This window comes from Serratia montpellierensis, from assembly GCF_020858655.1.
GTDB classification, from domain to species: Bacteria; Pseudomonadota; Gammaproteobacteria; order Enterobacterales; family Enterobacteriaceae; genus Serratia; species Serratia montpellierensis.
On record NZ_VOSN01000005.1, the window covers coordinates 188,286 to 214,523 of the forward strand.

Annotated in this window: 21 protein-coding genes; 2 read left to right on the forward strand and 19 right to left on the reverse strand. The window is 58.6% G+C overall.

Annotated elements, in window-relative coordinates; translation table 11 throughout:
* Positions 1-84: 84 nt before the first annotated feature.
* The 4 genes from mukB to cmoM are packed head-to-tail and all read right to left on the reverse strand — an operon-like array spanning position 85 to position 7,343.
* Positions 85-4,533, reverse strand: coding sequence for a chromosome partition protein MukB (gene mukB, locus FUU19_RS06305; RefSeq protein ID WP_230490293.1), 4,449 nt, complete (start codon positions 4,531-4,533; stop codon positions 85-87).
* A complete protein-coding gene (gene mukE / locus FUU19_RS06310; protein WP_004928226.1) occupies positions 4,530-5,258 on the reverse strand; it encodes a chromosome partition protein MukE in 729 nt (242 codons plus the stop codon). The genes mukB and mukE overlap by 4 nt, the downstream gene beginning before the upstream one ends.
* Entirely contained in the window at positions 5,239-6,561 is a 1,323-nt protein-coding gene (gene mukF, locus FUU19_RS06315; RefSeq protein ID WP_141969746.1) for a chromosome partition protein MukF, read from the reverse strand. The genes mukE and mukF overlap by 20 nt, the downstream gene beginning before the upstream one ends.
* Complete coding sequence (cmoM, locus tag FUU19_RS06320; protein WP_141969748.1) at positions 6,558-7,343, reverse strand: tRNA uridine 5-oxyacetic acid(34) methyltransferase CmoM; 786 nt, start codon at positions 7,341-7,343, stop codon at positions 6,558-6,560. Before cmoM ends, mukF begins: the two co-directional genes overlap by 4 nt.
* A 152-nt stretch (positions 7,344-7,495) precedes the next feature.
* On the opposite strand from cmoM, the gene elyC reads away from it, so the two are divergent.
* Complete coding sequence (gene elyC, locus FUU19_RS06325) at positions 7,496-8,269, forward strand: envelope biogenesis factor ElyC (protein WP_230490292.1); 774 nt, start codon at positions 7,496-7,498, stop codon at positions 8,267-8,269.
* A gap of 7 nt (positions 8,270-8,276) precedes the next feature.
* Here the strand turns inward: elyC and FUU19_RS06330 are convergent, their stop codons facing one another.
* The 6 genes from FUU19_RS06330 to cspE form a co-directional block, all read right to left on the reverse strand.
* The gene (locus tag FUU19_RS06330) at positions 8,277-9,173 is read right to left on the reverse strand and encodes a YcbJ family phosphotransferase (RefSeq protein WP_141969752.1); all 897 of its coding nucleotides are present in this window, start codon (positions 9,171-9,173) and stop codon (positions 8,277-8,279) included.
* A gap of 148 nt (positions 9,174-9,321) precedes the next feature.
* On the reverse strand, positions 9,322-10,071 hold the full coding sequence (gene kdsB / locus FUU19_RS06335) for a 3-deoxy-manno-octulosonate cytidylyltransferase (protein ID WP_004928235.1): 750 nt from the start codon (positions 10,069-10,071) through the stop codon (positions 9,322-9,324).
* A complete protein-coding gene (locus tag FUU19_RS06340) occupies positions 10,068-10,250 on the reverse strand; it encodes a Trm112 family protein (RefSeq protein WP_004928237.1) in 183 nt (60 codons plus the stop codon). Before FUU19_RS06340 ends, kdsB begins: the two co-directional genes overlap by 4 nt.
* Before the next feature lie 299 nt (positions 10,251-10,549).
* Positions 10,550-11,776, reverse strand: a complete 1,227-nt coding sequence (locus FUU19_RS06345; protein WP_230490291.1) for a winged helix-turn-helix domain-containing protein — start codon at positions 11,774-11,776, stop codon at positions 10,550-10,552.
* 113 nt (positions 11,777-11,889) lie between these two features.
* The gene (locus tag FUU19_RS06350) at positions 11,890-12,111 is read right to left on the reverse strand and encodes a cold-shock protein (protein ID WP_004928241.1); all 222 of its coding nucleotides are present in this window, start codon (positions 12,109-12,111) and stop codon (positions 11,890-11,892) included.
* Positions 12,112-12,333: 222 nt separating this feature from the next.
* Complete coding sequence (gene cspE / locus FUU19_RS06355; RefSeq protein ID WP_004928244.1) at positions 12,334-12,543, reverse strand: transcription antiterminator/RNA stability regulator CspE; 210 nt, start codon at positions 12,541-12,543, stop codon at positions 12,334-12,336.
* Positions 12,544-13,067: 524 nt separating this feature from the next.
* Here cspE and hglS point away from each other — a divergent pair.
* Positions 13,068-14,474, forward strand: a complete 1,407-nt coding sequence (hglS, locus tag FUU19_RS06360) for a 2-oxoadipate dioxygenase/decarboxylase HglS (RefSeq protein WP_230490290.1) — start codon at positions 13,068-13,070, stop codon at positions 14,472-14,474.
* 2 nt (positions 14,475-14,476) lie between these two features.
* Here the strand turns inward: hglS and lpxK are convergent, their stop codons facing one another.
* From lpxK to FUU19_RS06405, 9 genes are all read right to left on the reverse strand, one after another.
* The gene (gene lpxK, locus FUU19_RS06365; protein ID WP_173889779.1) at positions 14,477-15,457 is read right to left on the reverse strand and encodes a tetraacyldisaccharide 4'-kinase; all 981 of its coding nucleotides are present in this window, start codon (positions 15,455-15,457) and stop codon (positions 14,477-14,479) included.
* Positions 15,457-17,205 (reverse strand): lipid A ABC transporter ATP-binding protein/permease MsbA, encoded by a 1,749-nt coding sequence (gene msbA / locus FUU19_RS06370; RefSeq protein WP_025302279.1) that lies wholly within the window; start codon positions 17,203-17,205, stop codon positions 15,457-15,459. The genes lpxK and msbA overlap by 1 nt, the downstream gene beginning before the upstream one ends.
* Positions 17,206-17,240: 35 nt before the next feature.
* Positions 17,241-19,472 (reverse strand): ComEC family protein, encoded by a 2,232-nt coding sequence (locus FUU19_RS06375; RefSeq protein WP_376698866.1) that lies wholly within the window; start codon positions 19,470-19,472, stop codon positions 17,241-17,243.
* 316 nt (positions 19,473-19,788) lie between these two features.
* The gene (ihfB, locus tag FUU19_RS06380; protein WP_004928264.1) at positions 19,789-20,073 is read right to left on the reverse strand and encodes an integration host factor subunit beta; all 285 of its coding nucleotides are present in this window, start codon (positions 20,071-20,073) and stop codon (positions 19,789-19,791) included.
* Between the two features lie 62 nt (positions 20,074-20,135).
* Positions 20,136-21,809 carry a 30S ribosomal protein S1 gene (gene rpsA / locus FUU19_RS06385; RefSeq protein WP_004928267.1) on the reverse strand — a complete coding sequence of 558 codons (1,674 nt, stop codon included), beginning with the start codon at positions 21,807-21,809 and terminating at the stop codon, positions 20,136-20,138.
* A 184-nt stretch (positions 21,810-21,993) separates the two neighbouring features.
* Positions 21,994-22,683, reverse strand: coding sequence for a (d)CMP kinase (cmk, locus tag FUU19_RS06390; RefSeq protein WP_004928270.1), 690 nt, complete (start codon positions 22,681-22,683; stop codon positions 21,994-21,996).
* A 265-nt stretch (positions 22,684-22,948) separates the two neighbouring features.
* A complete protein-coding gene (gene aroA, locus FUU19_RS06395) occupies positions 22,949-24,235 on the reverse strand; it encodes a 3-phosphoshikimate 1-carboxyvinyltransferase (protein WP_197832797.1) in 1,287 nt (428 codons plus the stop codon).
* Between the two features lie 113 nt (positions 24,236-24,348).
* The gene (gene serC, locus FUU19_RS06400) at positions 24,349-25,434 is read right to left on the reverse strand and encodes a 3-phosphoserine/phosphohydroxythreonine transaminase (RefSeq protein ID WP_141969764.1); all 1,086 of its coding nucleotides are present in this window, start codon (positions 25,432-25,434) and stop codon (positions 24,349-24,351) included.
* Between the two features lie 302 nt (positions 25,435-25,736).
* A partial coding sequence (locus tag FUU19_RS06405) for an L-asparaginase family protein (protein WP_488266384.1) occupies positions 25,737-26,238 on the reverse strand: 502 nt, incomplete at its 5' end.

Below are 26,238 nucleotides of genomic sequence, written 5' to 3' on the forward strand. Positions count from 1 at the left end.
AAAAGCAGGACTTATCATCCACGCGCACAAAAAAATAGCCACCCTGCGGCGGCTATTTTCAGATTTTTAGGGCGTTTTTCTGCGTTACGGCGTTTCAACCTGGGCAGTACCCAGCGCCGGTGGCTCGCCGGCGAAACCGCGCAGCCCCACCACGTGCACATGTTCGTGGTTCTGGAACACCTTACGCACCAGTTTATAGGTGGTGCCTTTCTCCGGACTGATGTTTTCCGGCGCGGCAATGATCAGCTGCATCTCCAGACGGTCGCACAGCTCGAACAGCGTAGCGATCGACTTGGCATCCAGACGCGCCGCTTCATCGAGGAACAGCAGACGACACGGCGAGATGTCTTTACCGCGCAGGCGACGGGATTCTTCTTCCCAGCTCTGCACCACCATCACCAGGATCGACATCCCGGTACCGATGGCCTCACCGGTAGACAACGCGCCGCTTTCCGCACGCAGCCAACCGTCGGAACCACGATACACTTCCACTTCCATCTCCAGGTAGTTACGGTAGTCCAGCAACTCCTCACCGATGGTCTGCGGCGTGCGCTGCCCCATGTCGATCTGCGGATTCAGGCGCTGATACAGCTTGGCCAACGCTTCGGAGAAGGTCAGGCGGTTGCTGTTGAACAGATCCTGATGCTGTTCCTGCTGCTCGGAGAGCACATCCAGCAGGGTAGCGTGCGCTTCGCGCACATTGACGTTCAGGCGTACGCTCTTCACCTGGCCGAAGGAAACGGCCTGCAGACCCTGGTTCAACATGCGAATGCGGTTCTGTTCGCGCTGAATGGTTTTGCGAATGATGTTAGCCACGCTTTTCGAACTGATCGCCAGCTTCTGCTCGCGCGCGGTCAGCTCTTCGGTCAGACGGCCCAGCTCGATCTCCATCTGTTCGATCGCCTCGACCGGATCGTCGGTACGGATGATGTCCTGGCGGATACGCTCGCGCAGGTGTTGGTAGACCGCGATATAGAACTGAATTTTACGCTCAGGCCGCTTCGGATCTTCTGACAGGCGCAACACGTCGCGCAGGTGTTCGTTATCCGCCACGGCCAGACGCAGCGCACCGAGCGCCTTATCCGACATCGAGCGCAGCTCGTCGCCATCCATATACGCCAGCTCGCGGCGGTGCAGGCGGCGTTCCACGCCGTTGTCTTTCACCAGGCGCATCACCGCGCACCAGCCCGCCTTGGCGGTCACCACCTGTTCGCGCAGCTGATGATAATCGCGTTCCAGCTTGCGCAGTTTCTTCTGCAGGCCGTCCATTTCGGCTTCGCAGAAGGTCAGCTGTTTCTCCAACTGATTGCGGCGAGCGCGGTTGTTGCTCAGCGCCGCATGCAGTTCGTCGCGACGCGCGCGCGCGCGCGCTTCGGCGTTGGCATCGGCCTGCACGCCGATATCCACCAGCTCCTGGCTCAGCTCTTTCAGCATGTCGCGCTTGGCGTCATACGAGCTTTTCAGCGAAGCCAGCACCTGGCTGTACTGGGTGAACTGGGTTTGATACTGACGCAGTTGCTCACGGGCGCGGGCGCGTTCGGCTTCCGCCTGCTCCAGACGCTGGCGCAGCTTATCGTTCAGATCGTTGTTGGCATTCTGCATGCCGGCAGAATCGGTGTAGCTGAAGTGCGCACGACGCTGCACCACTTCAGTCAGCGCGAACGCCTGCTGTTTAGCCTGACGCTGCACGCTTTGCGCCTGCGCGTAGTCCTGCTGCAGCTGTTCATGCTGCTGCGGATCGCTCTGCAGCACCGACAGCAGCGGCTCCAGCTTGGTCAGCGACACACCGTGCTGTTGGATATGACGCGCGGCGTCCTGCGCTTCTTCCAGCTCTTCGCGGATCTCGTCGACACGGTCCTGCAACGTTTCATCGTTCAGCAACGACACCAGCGGCATCAGGCGGTTGAGCGCAGAAATGCCCTCTTTGGCCTGTTCGTACTGCTGACGCTGCTGCTGGTTCTGCGCTTCGTGATTGTTCAGCGCACGTTCGATCTCGCCACGACGGGCGCTCAGGCCGCGGATCTCCGCTTCCGGATCGGCATCGAACGCCACCGCCAGATGGGTGCCGATAAAGCGGCTGAAGGCCTGGTGTGAACGCTGGGTTTTCTGCACGTCGAACGACAGCGTAGCATAGCGCTCCGCCAGCGTTTCACGCTCGGCATGCAGCACTTCCAGACGGTTTTCGCGCGCCGCGCGGCCGAACAACGGCACTTCCGGGTAACGGGAATAACGCCACTGGCGATCGGCGATCTTCACCACCACCGCTTTGTCCTGCTCTTCGACGGCGAACACGCTGTCATCGAACGACTGCGGATCCCCTTCGATCAGGTAGAGATCTTCCGGGCAATCTTCCAGCCCTTCCAGCATCTCGCGCACCAGCGACAGATCCGGCACCACGATGGCGTGGCGCGAAGGGCCATACAGCGCCGAGAAGTAAGGCGCATCGTCGATGGTGACGTCATCGTAAATTTCCGACAGCAGCACGCCGCCGAAACGTTCGGCCAGCGTGACCAGGCGTTGATCTTCCGCGCCCCCCGGCTGGCTGAGACGCTCGATCTGCGCTTCCACTTCACGCTTGCGGGCCGCCACTTCGTCGCGCTCGACGGTGGTTTCACGCTCGCGCTCCAGCAGCTGCTGCATGTATTCGGTCACCTGCTGGCTGTTTTCCAGCGGTTCTCCGCTCTGATCGCTGAGCTGGCCCAGGGCGTCCTGCGCCGCCAGCCACACCGGCGCGCGCGCCGTCAGCTCACGGATGCGCTGCTGGATTTGCTCCAGTTCCTGGCGCATCTCCATGCGGCGTTCGCCGGCTTCGCTGACGTTCTGCGACAGCGATTCCAGGCGCTCTTCCAGCTCCTGTTGCAGCATGTCGAGATCGTCCGGCTGGTACTCTTGGCCATGGCGTTTGCAAAACTCTTGCAGCAGGCGCTCGGCGTCCTGCTGCGAGCGCAGGCGCTGTTCCAGCTCGCTCAGGCGCAGACGCAGCGGCTGAACGCGCTCGGCGAGGTGTTGCTGCGAAGGCCAGTCGCGCAGCAATTCGCGCGCGCACTGCCAGGCTTCGCTGCGGCTGACCTGGCCGGCGATTTTACCCACCAGCTGATAGGCCTGTTCGAACTGGCCGTGTGCGGCGTCGGCCACGCTCAGCTTCTGTTCCAGCATCAGCAACGCTTCGGTCGCTTCCTGCTCGCGGGCCTGGAAGGTGTCCAGCCACTGTTCGGCGTTGTCGGCGGTCAGATCCGGCAGTTGGCACAGCGCGCGCGCGCGCTCCAATGCCTGCAGCGCCTGCTGGTACTGAATGGCGCGGGTCTGTTGCACGTCGAGCGCCTGCTGGTAATCGGCCAGCTGACTCTTCAGCTCATCCACTTCCAGCTCGGCCGCTTCGGCCCGCGCTTCGTTTTCGGCCTGCTGCTCGCTCGCCTCGGCCACCACTTCGTTCTGCTCTTCCAGACGGTAGGTCAGCTCTTCCAGATCGGCTTCATAGCGTTCGATCTTCTCTTGCTGACGCATCGCCGTCTGCACCAGATTCAGGTGGTCGCTGGCGGCCTGGTAATCGGTTTCCAGATCGGATTCGGCACCGCTCTGCTCGCCCAGCTCACGCGCCATTTCCACATGACGATACTGTTCGGCGGCCAGTTGCTTGCGGCTGCCCAACAGATCGCTGCGCAGCGCCAACGCGCCGTCCAGATGGATGCGGCGTTCGTTGGCGTGGCGCATATAGTCCGCCGCCACATAGGAAGTGGCCTCGGAGATCAAATGCTTGAACAGGTCGCGATCCGACTGGGTGACGCGGATCGCTTCCAGCGTCATGCGGTTTTCGCGCAGCGCCGCTTCCATGTCCTGGAACGCCTTGCGCACGCCGCTGTTTTCCGGCAGCAGGTAATCGCGCAGCGAGCGGGTGATGGCGCTGGAGATACCACCGTACAGCGACGCTTCAATCAGACGGTAGAATTTGCTGCGATCGGCGGACGAACGCAGGCGTTTCGGGATCACGCCCAGATCGAACATCAGCGAGTGGTAATCGGTGATGGAGTTGAACTGCTTGAACTGCACGCCTTCCATCTCTTCCACGCGCTCTTTCAGCTCTTGCAGCGACAGCACGCGCGCCTGGCGATCACCCACGGTCTGGGTCAGCAGTTCGGTCGGCTGTACCGCGGTCGGCAGGCCCTGGATGGTGAAAGGTTTGATGTCGACCTTACGATCGCGCCCTGCCACCTGCTGCAGGCGCACACCGACCACCACGCGCTGGTGGCGCGAGTTGACGACGTCGAGGGTGGAGTAACACACGCCGGCGCGCAGCTTGCCGTGCAAGCCTTTGTCGCGCGAACCGCTGGTGGCGCCCGCTTCGGTGGTGTTACGGAAGTGCAGCAGCGTCAGGTCGGGGATCAGTGCGGTGACGAAGGCCGCCATGGTGGTGGACTTCCCCGCCCCATTACCGCCGGACAGCGTGGTCACCAGCTCATCCAGATCAAAGGTACGGGCGAAGAAACCGTTCCAGTTAACCAGCGTCAGCGAGCGAAATTTACCGCGTTCAATCATTCCTGTTCATCCTCTGCACCGTCAGGAGCGTTATCAACCTGCTGATCCTCAGCGTCATTCTCATCGTTCAGCGACAGGCTGGTTTCAACCGGCATCGCCTCGCCGTCGCGAATCATACGCAGCTGCGCTTCACGCGGATCGTCGCCGCTGCGCACGTCGGCGCCAAAGCGGAACACCGCCTCGGTAATGCGGAACTTGCTGCTGTCATTGCCCATGAAGTAGACCATGCCGAGGCGGCGCAGGCGGTTCAGCGAGGTGCGCACTTTTTCGTGCAGCTTCTGCCGATCGAGATCCGAACCGGTGGAACGCTGGTTGACGAACTTCAGCAGCTTGTTCTCATCAGCCAGGCTCAGCAGCTCGTCGTACAGCTCCTGATGGCTGAAAATTCCCTCATGCGCCAGGCGTTCGGGGCTGAGATACAGGTAGCACAAGATTTTACCGACCATCATATCCAGCTCGGACAGCACCGAACGCGGGATCAGCGTGGTGGAGCGCGGACGCAAATAGAAGAAACCTTCCGGCGCCCGAATCAGCTCGACGCTGTAACGGTTGTAAAACTCTTCCAGCTCATCCTGGAAATCCATTAAAAAGGCGTGGTTGTCCAGCTCATCGATACCGATGTGACGACCCGCGCGCAGTTGGCTATCCAGCGCCGGGAACAGCGAGTTGGACAGCGCTTTAGCCAGCTTGACTGGCATTACTTGTTCAATATTTGTCGATGACATGGGCCTGGACCTTGGCTCCGTAATCATTGATTGCCTGCCATTCCGCCGGCAACCCTGAGAAATCTGCTTCAGCCACACCGAGGCGCACCGCCTGGTCGACCACTAAACGTGCCACGTCGAAATGACGCGCACGCGGATATTGCGCCAGGTAATCGCGCATCACCGCTGCAAGGTTGAGCGGCATTTGCTGTTCCTGATACACCTTCAGCGCCTCTTCGATCATCGCCGCCAGCTGTTCGCGAATTTCGCTGAACTCTTCGAACTCCAGATCCGGCGGCAGTTCCCCGGTCACTTCCTCGCTGCGCAGCGCCAGTTCCTCGTCGCGCATGTCCAGCAGACGATCGGCATTGGCATGGGTCAGCGCCCAAGGGTGGTCGAAATAGGTTTGCACCGACTGGCGCAAGCGTTGGGCGAATACGCGGTTTTTATCCATATCGATAGCGGTACGGATAAATTTGTGTACGTGGCGATCGTAGCCGATCCACAGGTCGATCGCCTGCTGCCCCCAGCTGATGATGCGATCCAGCTTGCTTTGCAGATCGAACACCAGCTTGTCGACGAAGCCGAGCTCCACATTGTCGAGGGTCGCGTCCTGGATGCGCAGCAGATTGGCCTGCAGCTTATCGCCTGCCGCATCCAGCGTATCCTGCAGCTCGCGCAGGGTGCCAGAGGTTTCCGACAGCAGCATCTCGCAGCTGGAGATCGCCGCCCGCCAGTCTTTGCTCAGCAGCGCCGCGATGTCGTTCTTTACGCTCTGCTGCTGCTCGTCCATCACGCGTTGCGTCATGTCGATGCTGTCGAAAATTTCCGCCACCGAATATTTCAACGGCGCGAACACGTTGCGGTGCCAATGGAAATCGTCGCCACCCTCGTCGGCAGCATCGGCGGCACGCTTGAGTTCCTGCGCCACGATCGACAGCTGCATCGACAGACGCAGCGTGGAGAATTCGCGTTGGCGAATATAGTAATCGGTAATGCCGATACCCAGCGGCGTGAGGCGGTAGATCGCGTTGCCGTCCGCCAGTTCGCTGGTAAAGCGGTTCAACAGGCGCTGGCGCACCATGTCGTTGATCGCATTGTTGGCGCGCATCGCCACCGTTTCATGCGTCTGTTCAAAACCCTTGCTGACATGGCGAAATGCATCAACCAGCTCACCTTCGCTCATCTCGCCGTCCAACCGTTCGCCGTTCAGGGTGGCGATGGCGAGCAGAAATGCGAGACGCTCCGTAGGGAGCGAAATAGAGAAATCATTTTTCCGTGCCCAGGCGACCAGTTCGGGTACTGTCTGGGAAAATTCACTCATAGTTCGTCCTTCAGGTTTGGTTTATGCGCCATGACGTGAATATAGCGCCCCAAACTCACGTACGGCTCCTGCCGGCAATAGTGCTGTTCAAGCGCCAGTAACTCTTCAAATTTTTGTGTTTGCAGCTGTCTGCTCTGCAGATAGTCATGGAACACCCGCACGCCGGTTTTGCCGCCGATGCGCATGCCCAGCTGTTCCAGCCAACCGTAGACCAATCGCGGATCGTGCGGATATTGCGGCGACAGCGAACGCTTGCGGCGCCGCCTGATCTCGGGATCCACCAGTTGGAAATTACCCAACACCACGTTGCGCATCAAGAGGCCGTTGGCGTTGAAGAACATCAGCGACAGCGCGCCGCCCGGCGTCAGGCAATCATACAACGCCTGCAGCGCCGCTTCGGGCTCGGCGATCCATTCAAGCACTGCATGAAACAATATCAGATCAACCGGCTGTTCCAAATGTTGAGCGATATCCTGCGCAGAACTTTGTACGAATTGCATGTTCTGGCTCACACCTTTCTGCTCCGCCAGCTGCGCGGCGCGCTGGATCATCTCACCAGAAAGATCGCACAACAACACCTGATGTCCTAATTCTGCCAGTTGGCAGGCCATATGGCCTTCACCGCCCCCGGCGTCGAGGATGCGCAGCGGCCGCTGCGGCAACTGCGCCAGCAGCCCGGTCAGATCCTGCCAAACCACCGCCTGGCGGATTTTTCCTTTCGTGGTGCCGTAAATATTACGCGCAAATTTTTCAGCAATATCGTCAAAATTGCGATCCTGCATGGACAACGGCTCCGCTGAACTCATTATTGTCGGCGGCAAAGCGCACGCCTATTCAAACCTGCTATTTTGGCACAGACTGGCTTAGAATGTATCTTCTTGCGGCCTGTTTATGCCTGGATGCCGCTTTTTCACCCAAAAGGATCTGATTTTCGATGCTGTTCAACCTGAAAAAGTTCTTTGGTGCCCTGCTGATGCCGCTGCCGTTGTTGATGCTGCTGATGGGGCTGGCGCTGCTGCTGCTGTGGTTCACCCGCTGGCAAAAAAGCGGTAAGACGATTTTTACGCTGAGCTGGCTGTTTTTACTGCTTTTCAGCCTGCAACCGGTGGCCGACCGGCTGCTGCGGCCAATCGAAGCGGAGTACCAGACTTATCGCGGCAACGATCCGGTCAGCTACATCGTGGTGTTGGGCGGGGGCTATACCTACAATCCCGATTGGGCGCCCAGTTCGAATTTGCTCGGCAACAGCCTGCCGCGCGTGACGGAAGGCGTGCGGCTCTACCTTGCGCATCCCGGCGCCAGGATGGTGTTTACCGGCGCGTCCGCCGGAAGCATGCAAAGCAACGCCGCCACGGCGGCGCTGGTGGCAGAAAGCCTGGGCGTGCCGCGCAGCAATATGGTGATTCTGGGGGAACCGCGCGATACCGAGGAAGAAGCCGCTCAGGTCGCCAAGTTGGTCGGCGAGCAACCGTTCATTCTGGTGACCTCCGCCAACCATTTGCCGCGCGCCATGCGCTTCTTCGAGGCTAAAGGCCTGCACCCGATCCCGGCGCCGGCCAACCAGTTGGCGATCGACTCTCCGCTGAATATCTGGGATCGCGCCACACCGTCGTCGATGTTCCTCGGCCATACCGAGCGCGCCTGGTATGAAACGCTGGGCAGCCTGTGGCAATGGCTGAAAGGCGCGGATCGCGCCGGCGCCGAGTAAGGCCCGTTCAACCGGCCAGCCAGGGCAGCAGTTGTTGCGACGCATAGTCGAACGGCCGCCGCTCCAGCTTGCCGGTATGAACCAAGCGCCCTACCGCTTCCCACACCACATACAGCCAGCGCCGAGCCAGGAAAGCGTCGGCGACCGGCGCGCGCTGTAGATAGTTGAACAACAGTTGACTGGGCATACCCGCCTCGCAAAGGCGGAAAAGATCGTATTCGCGCGGCGCCCACAGCACCACGCCGGGATTGAGCATCGCCAGCAGCTGATCGCTTTTGGGATCTTTCAGCATGCTGCGCAGCGATAAGTTACCGTGCACCAGAACACAGGGATCGTCGAAGCCGACGAAGAAATGGGTTAGCGCTTCGCGCGTGCGATACAGCAAACGCCGATCCGCCATGGTCAGCTGCGGGGTGGTGAGATTGACCACCGTCGCCCACAGCACTTCGACCCGCTGTTGATACCAGCAAAACCAGTCGTTCTCCTGCGTGCTGTCAACGCTGCCGACGCTGCCGTGGCTGTCGATGCGATGCCAGGCCAATACCCCGTCAACGATCTGTTCCATCAGCATGTTCCAGCGATCCGGCGAGCGCGTCGGCGCTTCAGCCGACACGCCGCGCAGGCGCTCGATCAGCAGAATTTCCTTATACGGCGCCTGGTGGGTACACACCACGCCGTACACCGTGGGCAGCCGAATATCCCCGTCGCGCGCCAGCATCGACAGCTTGTAAGCCTCCTGCTGGGCGATGCCTTGACAGATAAAGCTTTTCGCCATCAGCGGGATCGCGTTGCCCTGCCGATCGTACAGCGAATACATATGCGCATAAGGTTGCTCGCTCACCCGCTCCAGCCGGCTGATGGACTCACCCAGCACAATGCTCAGTTCGGCGCGTAACTGCTCCATAAGGCATTCACCTCAGGCTAATAAGGGGGGATGTAACATCATCGAACGGTGAGCGGAAAATTTCTTCAACGCAGATCAACAAAACGGGGATCAATAATGGGGGTATTGCATCGTCGGCGCGTTGCGCGGCGCGCCGACGAACTCAGGCTCAGGGTTGGATGCTGTCGCGCACGCGCTGGAGATCTTCCGGCGTATCGACGCCCACGCTCGGGATCGCTTTCGCGACCGCAACGTGGATTTTTTCACCGTACCACAGCACGCGCAGCTGTTCCAACAGCTCGATCTGTTCCAGTTGGCTCGGCGCCCAGCTGACGTAGCGACGCACGAAGCCGGCGCGGTACGCGTAGATGCCGATATGACGCAGCAGGCTGTCGCCGATGCTCTCTTTCGACGCCGCGAAACGCTCGCGATCCCACGGAATGGTCGCGCGTGAGAAATAGAGCGCGTAGCCCTGCGCGTCCATCACGACCTTCACCGCGTTGGGGTTAAAAGCCTCTTCGGCGCTCTCGATCGGCACTGCCAACGTCGCCATGCCGGCCTGGCTGCCCGCCAGATTCTCTGCGACCTGACGCACGATCACCGGTGGGATCAGCGGTTCGTCGCCCTGCACGTTAACGATGATCTGGTCGTCGGCAAAACCGTAATGCGCGATCACTTCCGCCAACCGCTCGGTGCCGGAATGGTGATCCGGGCTGGTCATGCACACTTCGCCACCGGCGGCTTCCACCGCTTTGGCGACTTCAGGGTGATCGGTCGCCACGATGACGCGGCTGGCGCCGGACTCGCGTGCGCGCTCCATCACGTGTACCACCATCGGCTTGCCATGAATATCAGCCAGCGGTTTACCCGGCAAACGGGTCGAGGCGTAGCGGGCGGGAATAATAGCGATAAAACTCATGCGTGTTTCTCATCCAGCGACAGCGCACGCGCTTCATTTTCCAACAGCACCGGAATGCCGTCGCGCAGCGGGTAAGCCAACCCGTCCGCTTTGCACACCAGTTCCTGGTTTTCTTTATTGAAATAGAGTTTGCCGTTGCATACCGGGCAGGCAACGATTTCGAGTAAACGGTGGTCCATGCATCCTCCGCAAGGGGATAGGTCATCTGGGAAAGGCAGTGAGGATAGCATAACGCCCACCCTCAGGTTAATCACCGGCGGCGCCAACCCACCGATATTTCCTCACCGCGCGGGGGCAATAGCTTGAACTGCGGCGCATCCCGGCGTAGAATTTTGTGATTCAAATCACAAAAAAAAGGCCGTAATACGTGATCAAACGTCTGCATAAAATCATCGCTCTGTTCGCTAACTTCAGCCACTGAGCCCCTTTGTAACGAGCGACGCTGAACTTCGTTTTACCCCACCGACGGCGTCGCTCGTTATCCCACTTCCCAACCGGCCCCCCATTCAGCGGCCAATGCCGCAGGAATGTCGCCCAACGCTACGCGTTGCGCGCCGTGCCATTTGGCCGTACGCGCTATGGCCTGCCGGATATCCTGCGCCCGCTGTTTGCCGAAGCGCACCTGCGGCTCCGCATGGAAGCTGATGATCTCGAACACCCCCTGGCGACGGTGCGCCTTGGCGTCAATGCGCCCCACCAGCTCACCGCGGTGCAGCACCGGCAGGGTGAAGTATCCATAGCGGCGTTTTACTTTCGGCGTATAACACTCCAGCCGATAGTCAAAGTTGAACAGCTCCAGCGCCCGCCGCCGATCCCAAACCACCGGATCAAAGGGGGACAACAGGCTGGTGACCGTCGATTTGAGTTTGCCCTGTTCCGCCAGCGGCAGCAGTCCCGCCAGAGATTCATGTACATAGAACGGCCCTTCCAGCCCCTCTACCTGCACTGGCGTAATCTCCCCCTGCTCCTGCAGCTCTGCCAGCAAGGCTTTTGGCGCCACGCGTTTCAGCCGATAGTAATCTGCCAACCATTCGGCGCGGAAGATGCCCAGATAGCGGCAGGTGCGCTGCAGCATTTGCCGGCGCGCCCGCTCCGCAGGCAGCGTATGACGCGCATCGTCCCAGGCAGGCAGCAACCTTTCGGTCAGATCGTAAACCCGGTGGAAGTTGCGGCGTTCGGCCACCATCAGCTTGCCGGCGGTAAACAGGATCTCCAGATGACGTTTCTCCGGTTTCCAGTCCCACCATCCGCTGTTGCCCTTTTTCTCGGCGCTGAAATCGGCGGAGCGCACCGGGCCCTGTTGTTCGATGTGCCGCAGCAGGCTGTCCATCGCCGCCTGGTGTTGCTGTACCCAGTCGGCGGAATATTTCCAGCCCATATCATGAGGCGCCAACATGCGGTGCCGCAGCAGACCAAAATCCTCAATCGGCAGGAAACAGGCTTCGTGCGCCCAATACTCAAACAGCTTGCGACCGGCAAGCGCCTGCTCCAGCCACTCCGACGGATAGGCCCCCAAGCGGCTGAACAGTACCAGATACGGGCTGCGGGCGACGACGCTAATGGTATCGATTTGTAACAGCCCCATGCGCTGGATCGCACTCACGACGTCATCGGGCTTGGCCTGGCGTTTAAGCGGAGAAAGCAGCCCCTGGGCGGCAAGGTGCAGCGCGCGAGCGGCGGTAAGGGAAATCATCGGGGTGGTCATCCTGATATCCGTGGCAAGTAGGCAATGGCCTGATAATAGTGGATATCGAGGGATTTATCTTCGCCAGTGCTTGCGGGTGGCGACACCGGCACTGGCGAGGAAGGAGGGTGCAATCAGAACGCGATAACGTCTGCCGCGGACAGCCCATGCGAGCTGCGATAGATCGAGAACTCAACGTTCTGACCTTCGTTCAACGACTTATTTTTGGTGTTGGCGATAGCGTTGCGATTGACATAGATTTCGTCGCTGCCATCTACCGGTGAAATAAAACCATAGCCTTCGGCCTGATTAAACCATTTCACGCGGCCCATTTTTAACACAGTATTTTTAAACATAACTTATATCCTTTTACTTGAGCATCCTTGACAACGTCATTTTTTATATTGTCTGGACGCTACCAGCCCATCCTAAAGTTTTTCGTAACAAACCTCTCGTGAGCAAAAAAATAAAAAACCCGCACTAAGGCGGGCTTGTTGAACTTAATATCTTCCGCATGACTCGGCGCTAAAGCCTCACCATGGTTGTATTAAGATCTCTTATACGCGTTCCCTGTATTCTTACAGAGCAACTACGTTAGCGGCAGCCGGCCCGCGCGGGCTGTCCTGGATGGTGTACTCGACGCGCTGGCCTTCAGCCAGGGTCTTGAAACCGTCGGTCATGATTGCGGAGAAGTGTACGAATACATCTTTGCCGCCGTCGTGCTGCTCAATGAAACCAAAACCTTTGCTTTCGTTGAACCACTTAACCTGACCAGTCTTCTTAGACATTACATTTACCTTTAAATATATTTACAAAACCTGCCATAAGAGGCAATTGGGGCCATTTCAGAAACATTACTTATGGGAGGTACTTAGAAGGTTCGTCTTTGAAGCGGAATCGGATGATAACGTTTTTGGAGGAACTGCTTAACTCTAAACTCGAACATAAATAGGTCTGGATTACAGGCCGACTTGCATTTACTCATAAAACTGGTGAATGCACAAGAGGTTTATGGCATTAAATTCACTATTACAGCGAAATTATTTTTATCTCTCTGAATATGCATACATTAATTTACCGTTCACTGCGGTCAATCCTCTGACGGTCCTCCTCACTCAGGTACCGTTTGCCCGTCTGTGCGCTGCAAATGAGAGCTAACGCATAAAACTCTAATATGCTTGGCGCGTCTATAACAAATCCCAAATCAGATGGCTAAACTTGAGGGGAAAACAAGGCAGACGGCTTTTTCGCCAGCACTTTTGCCGCTAAAAACACGATTTTTCAGATTATGCTGAATCAAGGAGCTATGCGCATGACCGCCCAGCAGTTCGTTTCACCTAATGAAATCCGCGCCAGATTCTCTCACGCGATGTCGGACATGTACCAAAAGGAGGTACCGCTGTACGGCGATCTGCTGGAGCTGGTGGCGGAAACCAATCGACAGGTTCTGCGCGAAGACGCCGCACTGGCTCATCAGTTGCAAATCACCGGCGAGATCGAACGCCTCGCCATGGAGCGCCATGGCGCGATCCGGGTCGGCACCGCGGACGAACTGGCCACCCTGCGCCGCCTGTTCCGGGTGATGGGCATGGCGCCGGTCGGTTACTATGACCTGTCGGTAGCGGGCGTTCCGGTGCACTCCACCGCTTTTCGCGCCGTACATGAAGACGCGCTGCAGATCAGTCCTTTCCGCGTGTTCACCTCCCTGCTACGCCTGGAACTGATAGAAGACCCCGCGCTGCGTGAGCTGGCCGAGCGCTTGCTGGCGTGCCGCCGCATCTTTACCGATCGCGCGTTGAAACTGATCGCGCTGCAAGAAGCGCAAGGCGGATTGAATGCGGCGCAGGCGCAAGAATTTGTCGAACAAGCGCTGGAAACCTTCCGGTGGCACAATCAGGCGACGGTCAGCGCCGAAGAATACCGACAGCTGCACGATCAGCATCGCCTGATCGCCGACGTGGTGGCGTTTAAAGGGCCGCATATCAACCACCTGACACCGCGCACGCTGGATATCGATCGCGTTCAGCAGGCGATGCCCGGCCGCGGTATTACGCCCAAAGCGGTCATTGAGGGGCCGCCTCGACGCCGTCGCGCGATCCTGCTGCGCCAGACCAGCTTCAAAGCGTTGGAAGAAAGCGTCGATTTCGTTGAACACGACGGCCACGCCATCGCCGGTCACCATACCGCACGCTTCGGCGAGATCGAACAGCGTGGTGTAGCGCTGACGACCAAAGGACGCGAACTTTACGACCGTCTGCTGCAGGCCACCAACGATGCGCTGCAGGCACCGCCGAGCGAGAAGAATGCCGAACGCTACTATCAGCTGTTGGAAGAAAATTTCCGGGCGTTTCCGGACGATTACGCCACGCTGCGCGAGCAGCAGCTGGCCTGGTTCCGCTATTTCCCGACCGAATGCGGCCTGGCGGCCAAAGAGTCGCTGGATAAGCACAGCACCCTGGAGCAACTGATCGAGAAAGAACACGTTCGCTTCCAGCCGCTGGTGTATGAAGATTTTCTGCCGGTCAGCGCGGCGGGAATTTTCCAGTCAAATCTGGGAGACAGCCGCCACGCGCAGTACAACGCCGCTTCCAGCCGGGCTGCGTTTGAACACGCGTTGGGCAGTGAGGTGATCGACGAGCTGGCGCTGTATCAGCAAACCCAGCAGCGTTCGCTGGAAGCCTGCGCGCAGGCCCTGGGGCTTGCCACGCTGGCATCCTGAGATTACTTGGTCAGCAGAGATTCGATATCCTGCAGCAGTTGCTCAGCCTGAGCGGAGGGTAGCACCGCATCAACCGGCAAATACCACCAATTAGGCTGGGCAAAGGCGCGGCATTTTACCGCGTCCTTCTCCGTCATCAGCAGCGTTTGCTCTGCGGTAACCAACGCCGCCAGCTGCGGCTGCTGATATTCCTGATGATCGGCAAACGCCACTTCCTGCACCACCTCGACGTTCAGCTTTTCCAACGTCGCGAAGAAACGCGGCGGATGACCAATGCCCGCCATCGCCACCACGCGCGTCAGCTCGGCCGCCGGACGACGTTCACCGCTCAGCAGGTTCACCGCGTCACGCGCCTGCAGGCGCATGGCAATTTCCCCCGCCTGCGCCACGCCGCCATTGGCGACGCGCGCATCGACGCTGCCAAGCCGCGCGGCGCGCTCGCGCATCGGCCCTGCCGGTAACCACCAGCCGTTGCCGAAACGGCGTACGCCGTCGATGACCACCAGCTCGAAGTCACGCTGTAAGGCATAGTGCTGCAAGCCGTCGTCGGTGATGATCGCATCCAGCGGCTGTTGTTGCAGCAAGGCCTGCACCGCCTCAGCTCGCTTGGGCGCGATCGCCACGGGCGCGCCGGTGCGCTGATAAATCAGCACCGGCTCATCCCCCGCCTCGCGGGTCGAGGTGCTCTGATTGAGCACCAGGGGATAGACCGCCGACTTGCCGCCGTAACCGCGCGAGACCACGCCAACGCGATAGCCCCGCTGCTGCAGGTGTTCCACCAGCCAGATCACCATCGGCGTTTTGCCGTTGCCGCCGGCAGTGAGATTGCCCACCACCACCACCGGCACCGGCGCGCGCCAGCTTTTGCGCAGGCCACAGCGATAGCTTAGGCGAATCAGCCAACTGAGCAGGCCATACAGCCAGGAGAGCGGCAGCAGCGCCAGATAAAGCAGCGAACCGCCGGACCAGATGCGCTCAATCATTATTGACCAAACTGCATGCGGTGCAGTTGCGCATAGGCGCCCTGGCGTTCAAGCAACTCGGTGTGTTCGCCGCGTTCAACAATGCGACCATCTTCCACCACCAGGATCTCGTCCGCCTTCTCAATCGTCGACAGACGGTGCGCGATCACCAGCGAAGTACGGTCTTTCTGCAACTCGTCCAGCGCAGCCTGGATGGCACGTTCGGACTCGGTATCCAGCGCAGACGTCGCCTCATCCAGGATCAGGATCGGGCAGTCGCGCAGCAACGCACGCGCGATGGCGATACGCTGACGTTGGCCGCCGGACAGCATTACGCCGTTCTCACCGATCACCGTATCCAGGCCGTTCTCCATCTTGTTGATGAAGTCCATTGCGTACGCCATTTCGGCCGCTTTCTCAATCTGCTCGCGGCTGTATTCACTCTCGCGTGCATAGGCAATGTTGTTGGCGATGGTGTCGTTGAACAGGTGCACGTTTTGCGAGACCAGCGCTACCTGATTGCGCAGCGAGGCCAGGGTATATTCGCGCAAATCGTGGCCATCCATCAGGATTTCGCCTTCCTGGATATCGTAGAAACGCGTCAACAGGTTGGCGATGGTGGATTTACCCGAACCGGAACGGCCCACCAAGGCGACGGTCTTGCCTTCGGCGATTTTCAGGTTGATATCACGCAGCGCCGGCGTTTCCTTGGACGGGTAGTAGAAAGTGACGTTGCGGAATTCGATATCGCCTTTCGCACGCTTCACTTCGCGGGTGCCGGTGTCTTTTTCCTGTTCCATATCCAAAATGGAGAACAGCGTCTGGCATGCCGCCATCCCGCGTTGGAACTGGGCATTGACGTTGGTCAGCGACTTCAGCGGGCGCATCAGCGCGATCATCGACGAGAACACCACGGTAATGGTACCGGCGGTCAGGGTTGCCATCACGCTTGGGAAGCTGGCGGCAAACAGCACGAACGCCAGCGCCAGCGAAGCGATCAGCTGAATGATCGGATCGGAAATCGAAGACGCGGAGACCAGCTTCATGCCCTGTTGACGCATGCGGTTGCTGACCGAGTTAAAGCGCTCGGTTTCCACCTGCTGGCCACCGAAGATCAGCACTTCTTTATGGCCTTTCAGCATCTGCTCGGCGCTGGTGGTCACCTGCCCCATCGTGTTCTGCATGTTCTTGCTGATGTTGCGAAAACGCTTGGACACCAGGCGAATGGCGATGGAGACGATCGGCGCCAGCACGATCAGGATCACCGACAGCTGCCAGCTGTAGTAGAACATCATGATGAACAGGCCAATAATCGAAGCCCCTTCACGCACCACGGTCACCAGGGCGCTGGACGAGGAGGAAGCCACCTGCTCGGAATCATAGGTAATGCGCGACAGCAAAGTCCCGGTGGACTGCTGATCGAAGAAGGCCACCGGCATTCTCATCATATGGCCAAACAGGCGGCGGCGCATCTGCATCACCACCATGCCGGAAACCCAGGAAATGCAGTAGCTTGAAACAAAGCTGGTCACGCCGCGCATCAGCATCAGCGCAATGACCGCCAACGGCATCCACACCAGCACGCTGCTGTCGGTTTTTCCAAACCCATCGTCCAATAGCGGTTTAAGCAGAGACAGCATCAGCGTGTCACCCGCTGCGTTCATAATCAACGCAATGGCGGCCACAATCAGCCCGGTCTTAAAAGGAGTGATCATCGGCCAGAGTCGACGGAATGTCTGCCAGGTCGAGAGATCTTTATCATTCATCATGCAAATACCAGCATCGGAAGAAATAGCGGCCTATTTTACTCATTATCACCCTCTACGCCAAACCGCTGATGGTACCAACGGGGCATTAATTGTTCGCGAAAGCCTTTAATTTGCCAATCGTTGTCGAAAAAAAGTACCGATAACTGGCCAGAGCGTGTCGTATCGCGCCATGTAATGCCATTTGCCCGGTATCTGGCGACCACTTTACGCGCCGGTAATCGCCACTTGTTGTAACGTGATGCTGACGCCAATGCCGCCTCAGGATTGACCGCGCGCAGAAACGGCGGCGTCGAAGAGGTTCTGCTGCCATGATGCCCCACCTGCAATACCGTGGCGGCTAAACGGTCGCGCCGCAATCGAATCAGCTGCGCCTCTGCTTTCTTTTCGGCGTCGCCGGTGAGCAGCAGACTGTATTTCCCGTCGTCGATACGGATCACGCAGGAGTCGTCATTGCCCGGCCTTTTGAGCGTTTTCGGTGGCCACAGCACTTCGAATTGCAACGACTGCCAGCGCCAACGCTCACCGGCGACGCAGGGCAAATGCCCCTCCCCGCGTATCGGGCTGCGCACCGTCGCCTGTGGAAACGCACTCTGTACCGTCGGCAGCCCGCCGATATGATCGAGATGAGCATGGCTGATAATGATCTGTTCCAGTTCAATGCTCCGCCAGTTCAGCATCGGCAAAATATGGCGCTCGGCGGCGCTTCCCGCAGGCCAACGATCGCCGGTGTCATACAATATTCCTTTACCGTTCTGCTCAATCACTATCGCCAGACCGTGCCCGACATCGAGCATATCGACACGCCAGCGGTGTTCCGGCTCTTTTCCTCGCCACAGCACACAGCATATCGCAACCGTCGCCAGGCCCGGCGCATAGCGCCACCACCAATGAAAGCGCCAACAGATAACGATAAGCCATCCCGCTATGCTGGCCAGCAGCGATGCGGCCCCCAAATCCACCCAACCGCGCTGCAGGTAATTTAACGGCACAAACACCCCGCTCAACGTGAAATCGGCCAACCACCAAAGCCCGTAACTTAGCGAAGGGGAGGCGCCGCCGATCACCGCCAGCAAAATCAACGGCACCGTCACCAATGAAACAATAGGCACCGCCCAAAGATTGGCCGGCAACGAGGTCAGCGTCAGGCCTAAAAACAGCGCGACCTGCATCGGCACCAGCAGCAGCGTCATGCCGAGCTGAATATGCAGCCAGCGTACCGGCGCCCAATACCAGGCCGAACGAAATCGCTCGCCGAGCGGCGCCCATTCGAACCAAAAAATCAAACATCCCACCGCCAGCACAGACAGCCAGAAACTGTCTGACAATACCGCCAGCGGATCGCACAGCAAAATCAGCCCGACGCACCATAGCCACACCTGCCAGGAGGAACAATGAACGCCGCGCAAGCGCAGCAGCATCCACAGCGTCATCGCCAACGCGGTACGCACCGCCGGCGGCTGGGCGCCCACCAACCAGACATAGATCAGCGTCGCCACCCAGCCCGCGACCAGCGGAAAGCGATAACCAATCAGATGGGCGGGAAGAAAAAACTGCAGCGCACGCAGCACCGCCCAGAACAAGATGGCAACCATCGCCACATGTAGCCCCGAAATAGCCATCAGGTGCGCAATGCCGGTTTTCAGCATCAGCGTGCGCAAAGCCTGTTCCAGTGCGGTTCGTTCCCCAAACGCCAGCGCCAGCAATACCGCCTTGTAACGCAATTCACCCATGTTGGTTTCCGCATGGCTGATTATGCGCTGGCGCAGGCTACAATCGCCATCCAGCAAACGAGCCTGCCTGACCTGCGCGGTCAAGGGTTGGCGCTGCGCGATTGCCCAACGCTGGCTGTCAAAGCCGCCTTCATTGAGCTTGCCGTGCACCGGCCGCAAACGCAGTTTCAATTGCCAACGCTGCCCGGCGCACAGCCGCTGCTGTTCTGGAGCCCACGTCGTGGTAAACGCCACCGCCGGCACCAACCAATGGCCGTCGCCCCGCTCGATGCGCATCAGCGTCTGCTTACTGACGGCAGGCTCCAGCGCGACGCTGCTCACCTGCACCACCGCCATCATGTCCGGCATGCGGCTTAGGCGCTCCATTTGCCCGAGCAGGCTTCCGGCGTTGAAAACCGCCCATATGAATCCCAATCCCAGGCAGGCCAAATAACGGCAGAACGGCCAACGGGTGCGCAGCAGTAAACAGGCGACAAACAGCATCGGCCACAGCAGCCATGGCTCTGGCAACCGTGGTAAAACCAGCAGCGGCAGGATGCCGCAGATAACGGCGAGTATCGCCAGATCCAGCGAAATTTTGATCGCTCTTCTCCCATCGGCTCCACCATGAGCAAAAACGCGTCACGGCAAGCAAGCAGGATCGTTCAGGCGACATGTCGCCGCCAGCGGGCTTTAACGAAGATGCGGTGAACATGGCAGGATAAGAGAGGGCTATGTTGCAGCCACACCGCAAATGCGGCGCAGTACGCAATTCACGAGCGTATCGTGGAGAAATCGCAGGCGAAAAAAAACGGCGCCTTAAAGGCACCGTTTTATATTCTTTACAAGCAACAACGCAATGAGCAGTCAGCGACTAGCCATAGATATTGGCGCGGTCACGCAACTCTTTGCCTGGTTTGAAGTGAGGAACGTACTTGCCGTCCAGCTCAACTTTGTCACCGGTTTTCGGGTTGCGGCCTACACGCGGGGCACGGTAGTGAAGAGAAAAACTGCCGAATCCGCGGATCTCAATGCGTTCGCCCTCGGCCAGCGTTGCGGCCATGTGCTCAAGCATCTCTTTCACTGCATCCTCAACGGCCTTCGCCGGAATATGAGATTGCTGGCCAGCAAGTCTTTCAATAAGTTCAGACTTGGTCATAGTACCTCCAAGCTTTGCAGCTAAACTACCGTATCGGGGCGGTCAGAAACCGCCCCCCGTCATTACTCGCCTTTAGCCGCTTTGAAAGCTTCAGCCATTGCGTTAGAGAAGTTGCCTTCTTCCTGTTTGTTGTTAACAGTAGCGATGGCGTCTTTCTCGTCAGCTTCGTCCTTAGCACGTACGGACAGGCTTACAACGCGGTTCTTACGGTCAACGCCGGTGAATTTAGCTTCAACTTCGTCACCTACGTTCAGAACCAGAGTTGCATCTTCAATGCGGTCGCGAGAGGCTTCAGATGCACGCAGGTAACCTTCTACGCCGCCTGCCAATTCAACTGTAGCACCTTTGGCGTCAACTGCAGTGACTTTACCAGTAACAATAGCACCTTTCTTGTTCATAGACAGGTAGTTATTGAACGGGTCTTCAGCCAGTTGCTTCACGCCCAGGGAGATACGCTCGCGCTCTGCGTCAACTTGCAGAACAACCGCAGCGATTTCGTCGCCTTTCTTGTATTCACGTACTGCTTCTTCGCCTGCAACGTTCCAGGAGATGTCAGACAGGTGAACCAGGCCGTCGATGCCGCCGTCCAGGCCGATGAAGATACCGAAGTCAGTGATAGACTTGATTTTACCTTCAACGCGGTCGCCCTTGTTGTGGGTTTCTGCGAACTGCTGCCATGGGTTGGATTTGCACTGCTTCAGGCCCAGGGAGATACGACGACGTTCTTCATCGATGTCCAGAACCATCACTTCCACTACATCGCCCACGTTAACAACTTTGGACGGATGGATGTTTTTGTTGGTCCAATCCATTTCAGAAACGTGTACCAGACCTTCAACGCCTTCTTCGATTTCTACGAAGCAGCCGTAATCAGTCAGGTTGGTTACACGACCAGTCAGCTTGGTGCCTTCTGGGTAACGTTTCGCGATAGCAACCCATGGATCTTCGCCCAGCTGTTTCAGGCCCAGGGAGACACGAGTACGCTCGCGGTCGAACTTCAGCACTTTAACAGTGATTTCATCGCCAACATTGACGATTTCGCTTGGGTGCTTAACGCGTTTCCAAGCCATGTCAGTGATGTGCAGCAGGCCGTCTACGCCGCCCAGATCAACGAATGCACCGTAGTCAGTGAGGTTCTTAACGATACCTTTAACTTCCATGCCTTCCTGCAGGTTTTCCAGCAGTTGATCGCGCTCAGCGCTGTTCTCGGATTCGATAACCGCACGGCGAGAAACGACAACGTTGTTGCGCTTCTGATCCAGCTTGATGACTTTGAACTCAAGCTCTTTGCCTTCCAGGTGCAGAGTGTCACGTACCGGACGCACGTCAACCAGGGAACCTGGCAGGAACGCGCGGATGCCGTTCAGCTCGACGGTGAAGCCACCCTTCACTTTGCCGTTGATAACACCGGTTACAGTCTCAGCTTCTTCGTAGGCTTTTTCCAGCGTGATCCAAGCTTCGTGACGCTTAGCTTTCTCACGGGACAGCAGGGTTTCACCGAAGCCGTCTTCAACAGCATCCAGAGCAACGTCAACTTCGTCACCAACCTGGATTTCCAGCTCGCCTTGGGCGTTTTTGAATTGCTCAGCCGGGATGGCAGACTCAGATTTCAGACCGGCGTCAACCAGTACGATATCTTTGTCGATAGCAACAACGACGCCACGAACGATGGAACCCGGGCGGGTTTCGATTTCTTTTAAGGATTCTTCAAAGAGTTGAGCGAAAGATTCAGTCATGTTGTTAATCTTCAGGGTTCTTTAGTTTAACGTCCATTTAGCGTCCCGCCGAATGGGGTTGTTTCACATACCCCGCCATTGGCTCCATGCCGACAGGGTTTAAGGTTACAGGGGTAAAATTTTACCCGATATATTGCGTTACCGCTATGACAAATATGACAAAAAGCCAATAGCGCCGCCGCGCTTATTGCTGCGGCAACGCCAACACTTTCTGTGCATACGTCAACGCCTGCCGGATCACTTCTTCGATCGACATGCTGGTAGAATCCAGCACGAGGGCGTCAGAAGCGGGCACCAGAGGCGCGATAGGCCGATTACGGTCACGGTCGTCCCGTTCCTTTATCTCGGCTAAAAGACGTTCAAAGTTAACATTAAAGCCCTTCTCCTGCAACTGCAGCATGCGGCGGTGCGCGCGCTCCTCCGAGCTGGCGTCGAGGAAAATCTTGACCGGCGCGTCCGGGAACACCACCGTGCCCATATCGCGACCATCGGCAATCAGGCCGGGCGCCTCGCGGAATGCGCGCTGGCGGCGCAGCAACGCCTCGCGCACGCGCGGGAACGCCGCCGCTTGCGACGCGGTGTTGCCGACGGTTTCGGTGCGGATCTCATTGCTGACGTCCTCACCTTCCAAAATCACCTGCAGCTTGCCGTCCTGGGCAACGAAGCGAACATCGAGATGTGCGGCCAGCGGAACCAGCGCTTCCTCAGAAGTGATATCCACCTGATGATGCAACGCCGCCAGCGCCAGCACACGATAGATCGCACCGGAATCCAGCAAACGCCAACCAAGGGACTCGGCCAACGCTTTACACAGCGTGCCTTTGCCTGCGCCACTTGGTCCATCAACGGTTATCACCGGGGCTGTAGCCGTCATTTCTCTCTCCTTCAGGTAGAAAACCTCACAGAGACACGGCAGGCCACAGCGTGAAGCCTGCGCGCCGTCCTCTCTGTCACCTGCCCAATCAGGGGCAAATACGGTGGCGTATTATACGCTGCCCTACGGCGATCTGTTACCCTGGAACTGTCCGGTTGTTGAAAATAAGCGCACAACCGCGAAAAAGTATAGAAGAAACGCCGGTCGCCGAAGGTTAAAAACGATAAAGGCCCACAAAGGGGCCTTAAAAGAAATGATTTGGCGGTTACGCCGGCTGACTGATGCGGCCCAGCTGTTCGAAATAGTCCGGGAAGGTTTTCGCGGTGCATTTCGGGTCGAGAATGGTGACCGGGGTATCCGACAGCGCCACCAGCGAGAAGCACATCGCCATGCGGTGATCGTTGTAGGTGCCGATCTCGGCGAACTGCAGTTTGGCCGGCGGCACGACGTGAATATAGTCTTCGCCCTCGTCCACTTCCGCTCCCACCTTACGCAGCTCGGTTGCCATCGCCGCCAGACGGTCGGTCTCCTTCACCCGCCAGTTGTAGATATTGCGGATGGTGGTCGGCCCCTCGGCGAACAGCGCCGCGGTGGCGATGGTCATCGCCGCGTCCGGAATGTGGTTCATGTCCATGTCGATGCCGCGCAGTTCACCGCGGCTGCACTCGATGAAATCGTCGCCCCAGGTAATGCGCGCGCCCATTTTCTCCAGCACGTCGGCAAACTTGGTGTCGCCCTGCACGCTTTTGCGGCCGATGCCGGTCACGCGCACGGTGCCGCCCTTGATAGCCGCCGCCGCCAGGAAGTAAGAGGCGGAAGAAGCGTCGCCCTCAACCAGGTAATCGCCCGGCGCGATATACGTCTGGCGCCCCTGGATATGGAACACCCGGTAGTTATCGTGACTCACCGATACGCCGAAGGTGCGCATCAGATGCAGCGTGATGTCGATGTACGGCTTGGAAACCAGCTCGCCCTTGATGTGGATCTGCGTATCCTGCGGCGCCAGCGGCGCAGTCATCAGCAACGCGGTCAGGAACTGGCTGGAGACGCTGCCGTCAACGGTGACGTCGCCGCCCTGGAAGCCGCCGCGCAGGCGAATCGGCGGGTAATCGGTCTGCTCGAGATAATCAATCTGCGCCCCGCCCTGGCGCAACGCGTCCACCAGATGGCCGATCGGGCGCTCTTTCATGCGCGGTTCGCCGGTCAACACCACGTCGCCTTCGCCGAGGCACAGCGCCGCCGCCAATGGGCGCATCGCCGTCCCGGCGTTGCCGAGGAACAGTTCCAACGGCTGCTCGGCCACCAGCGGCCCGGCCACGCCGGTCACTTCGCATACGGTGCGATCGGCGGAAAGCTGATAGTTCACGCCCAACGCCTGCAGGGCGTTCAGCATATGACGCACGTCGTCGCTGTCCAGCAGGTTGGTCAGCCGGGTCGTGCCTTTCGCCAGCGCAGCCAGCAACAGAGCGCGGTTAGAAACGCTCTTGGAGCCGGGTAAGTTGACGGTGCCATTGACCAGGGCGACCGGGTGTAACGTCAGGGAATCCACCATGTGAACAAAACTCTCCAATTCTGATAAACGAAACGGCTCCGGAATAATGCCGGAGCCGCTTTAATGCAAAAGGACAACAGCCTGAGCAGCCCGCGCCGGGCGGGCTGACGGTATCAACCGTGACGACGTTCGAAGTCGGTCATGAAGTCGGTCAGCGCCTGCACGCCGGCCAGCGGCATGGCATTGTAAATAGAAGCGCGCATGCCGCCAACTACCCGGTGGCCTTTCAGCGCCTGCAGGCCGATAGCCTCGGCTTCGCTGAGGAACACCTTGTCCAGCGCCGCATCGGCCAGCTGGAACGGCACGTTCATCCAGGAACGGTTGGCAATCGCCACCTGGCTGCGGTAGAAGTCAGATTTATCGATGGTCGCGTACAGCAGCTCGGCCTTGGCCTGATTGCGTTTTTGCATCTCCACCAGGCCACCCTGCTCTTTCAGCCATTTGAACACCAGCCCGGACAGGTACCAAGCGAAGGTTGGCGGGGTGTTGAACATCGAGTCGTTCTCGGCCAGCACGGTGTAATCGAGGATAGACGGCACTTCTTTACGCGCCTTGCCCAGCAGATCGTCACGTACGATCACCAGCGTCAGGCCGGCCGGGCCGATATTTTTCTGCGCGCCGGCGTAAATCACGCCGAAACGGCTGACGTCGAGCGGGCGGGACAGGATGGTCGAGGAGTAATCGCCGATCACCACCTTGTCGCCGAAGTCCGGCGTTTCATCGATGGCCACGCCGTCGATGGTCTCATTCGGGCAATAGTGCACATAAGCCGCGTCGTCGCTGAGCTGCCACGCTTTCATCGGCTTGATGCCGCTCAGGCCATCAATACGGGTTTTCACGTCGATGACGTTCGGGGTGCAATACTTTTCCGCTTCCTTGATGGCGCTGTGCGCCCAATAGCCGCCGTCGATATAGTCGGCGGTGGCCTTGTCGCCCAACAGGTTCAGCGGCAGCGCGGCGAACTGCCCGCGGGCGCCGCCGTGGCAAAACAGCACTTTATAGTTGGAGGGGACTTTCAGCAGATCGCGCAGATCCTGTTCCGCCTGCTCGGCAACGGCGATGAATTCTTTGCTGCGGTGACTGATCTCCATCACTGACGTGCCCAGCCCGTGCCAGTTGCACAGTTCCTGTTCCGCACGACGCAACACTTCTACCGGCAGCATCGCCGGGCCAGAGCTAAAATTATAAACCTGAGTCATTTCCCCTCACCACATTCACTGTTCGCCGCAGAAAAGCGACCTGTCGAAAAGACGCCCGAAGTTAACGCTCGCGTTAACCAACCCATCGGTTTTATCACTCACGCCCCATGGCTGCAACGCTTATTCGCCCGTCGGCGGCAAACGGCCGCGCCGGGTGATGACAGGCTCTGCGGCCGTCGCGATTATTTGGACGATAAAACCCTGCGACATGGGGAAATTCAGCGGGTTAACGCGGTGTTTTATGCTGTATTCAGCCAAGATGGCTGCGGAAGCCCGGTCGGCCCCCGCAGAAGAGAAAGCGATCAGTACTGATTGAACATCTGCTGGATTTGCTTCGCATCTTTGGTTTGCGTCAGCGCCAGCTGCAGCAGAATGCGCGCTTTTTGCGGATTCAGCGTGCCGGCGGCGACGAAGCCGTACTTGGCGTCGTCCACTTCCGCATCTTCGGTGGTGGCGCCGGTCGGCACGCGCGATGAACGCACCACCGCCACACCGTTGTGTGCCGCCGTCGCCAGGGTGTCGAACACCGTTTTATACAGGTTGCCGTTGCCGACTCCGGCGCTGACGATGCCCTGGTAGCCTTCGGCGATCAGCGCCTTGGCCGGCGCATCGGAAGCGTTGGCATAGCTGTAGACGATGCCGACCTTCGGCAGTTCGTTCAGCTTGCTGATATCGAACGGCGTATCCCGGGTATGCTTGCGCTGCGGCGATCGCTGGTAATCGACCTTGCCGTTATGGATATACCCGAGCGGGCCGAAGTTTGGCGACTGGAAGGTCTGCACGGCGGTGGTGTTGATCTTGGTG

Bases quoted from the DNA above. Each gene is read 5' to 3' on its own strand.
- mukB (WP_230490293.1), bottom strand. From the start codon at position 4,533: ATGATTGAACGCGGTAAATTTCGCTCGCTGACGCTGGTTAACTGGAAC.
- mukE (WP_004928226.1), bottom strand. From the start codon at position 5,258: ATGTCATCGACAAATATTGAACAAGTAATGCCAGTCAAGCTGGCTAAA.
- mukF (WP_141969746.1), bottom strand. From the start codon at position 6,561: ATGAGTGAATTTTCCCAGACAGTACCCGAACTGGTCGCCTGGGCACGG.
- cmoM (WP_141969748.1), bottom strand. From the start codon at position 7,343: ATGCAGGATCGCAATTTTGACGATATTGCTGAAAAATTTGCGCGTAAT.
- elyC (WP_230490292.1), top strand. From the start codon at position 7,496: ATGCTGTTCAACCTGAAAAAGTTCTTTGGTGCCCTGCTGATGCCGCTG.
- FUU19_RS06330 (WP_141969752.1), bottom strand. From the start codon at position 9,173: ATGGAGCAGTTACGCGCCGAACTGAGCATTGTGCTGGGTGAGTCCATC.
- kdsB (WP_004928235.1), bottom strand. From the start codon at position 10,071: ATGAGTTTTATCGCTATTATTCCCGCCCGCTACGCCTCGACCCGTTTG.
- FUU19_RS06340 (WP_004928237.1), bottom strand. From the start codon at position 10,250: ATGGACCACCGTTTACTCGAAATCGTTGCCTGCCCGGTATGCAACGGC.
- FUU19_RS06345 (WP_230490291.1), bottom strand. From the start codon at position 11,776: ATGACCACCCCGATGATTTCCCTTACCGCCGCTCGCGCGCTGCACCTT.
- FUU19_RS06350 (WP_004928241.1), bottom strand. From the start codon at position 12,111: ATGTTTAAAAATACTGTGTTAAAAATGGGCCGCGTGAAATGGTTTAAT.
- cspE (WP_004928244.1), bottom strand. From the start codon at position 12,543: ATGTCTAAGAAGACTGGTCAGGTTAAGTGGTTCAACGAAAGCAAAGGT.
- hglS (WP_230490290.1), top strand. From the start codon at position 13,068: ATGACCGCCCAGCAGTTCGTTTCACCTAATGAAATCCGCGCCAGATTC.
- lpxK (WP_173889779.1), bottom strand. From the start codon at position 15,457: ATGATTGAGCGCATCTGGTCCGGCGGTTCGCTGCTTTATCTGGCGCTG.
- msbA (WP_025302279.1), bottom strand. From the start codon at position 17,205: ATGATGAATGATAAAGATCTCTCGACCTGGCAGACATTCCGTCGACTC.
- ihfB (WP_004928264.1), bottom strand. From the start codon at position 20,073: ATGACCAAGTCTGAACTTATTGAAAGACTTGCTGGCCAGCAATCTCAT.
- rpsA (WP_004928267.1), bottom strand. From the start codon at position 21,809: ATGACTGAATCTTTCGCTCAACTCTTTGAAGAATCCTTAAAAGAAATC.
- cmk (WP_004928270.1), bottom strand. From the start codon at position 22,683: ATGACGGCTACAGCCCCGGTGATAACCGTTGATGGACCAAGTGGCGCA.
- aroA (WP_197832797.1), bottom strand. From the start codon at position 24,235: ATGGTGGATTCCCTGACGTTACACCCGGTCGCCCTGGTCAATGGCACC.
- serC (WP_141969764.1), bottom strand. From the start codon at position 25,434: ATGACTCAGGTTTATAATTTTAGCTCTGGCCCGGCGATGCTGCCGGTA.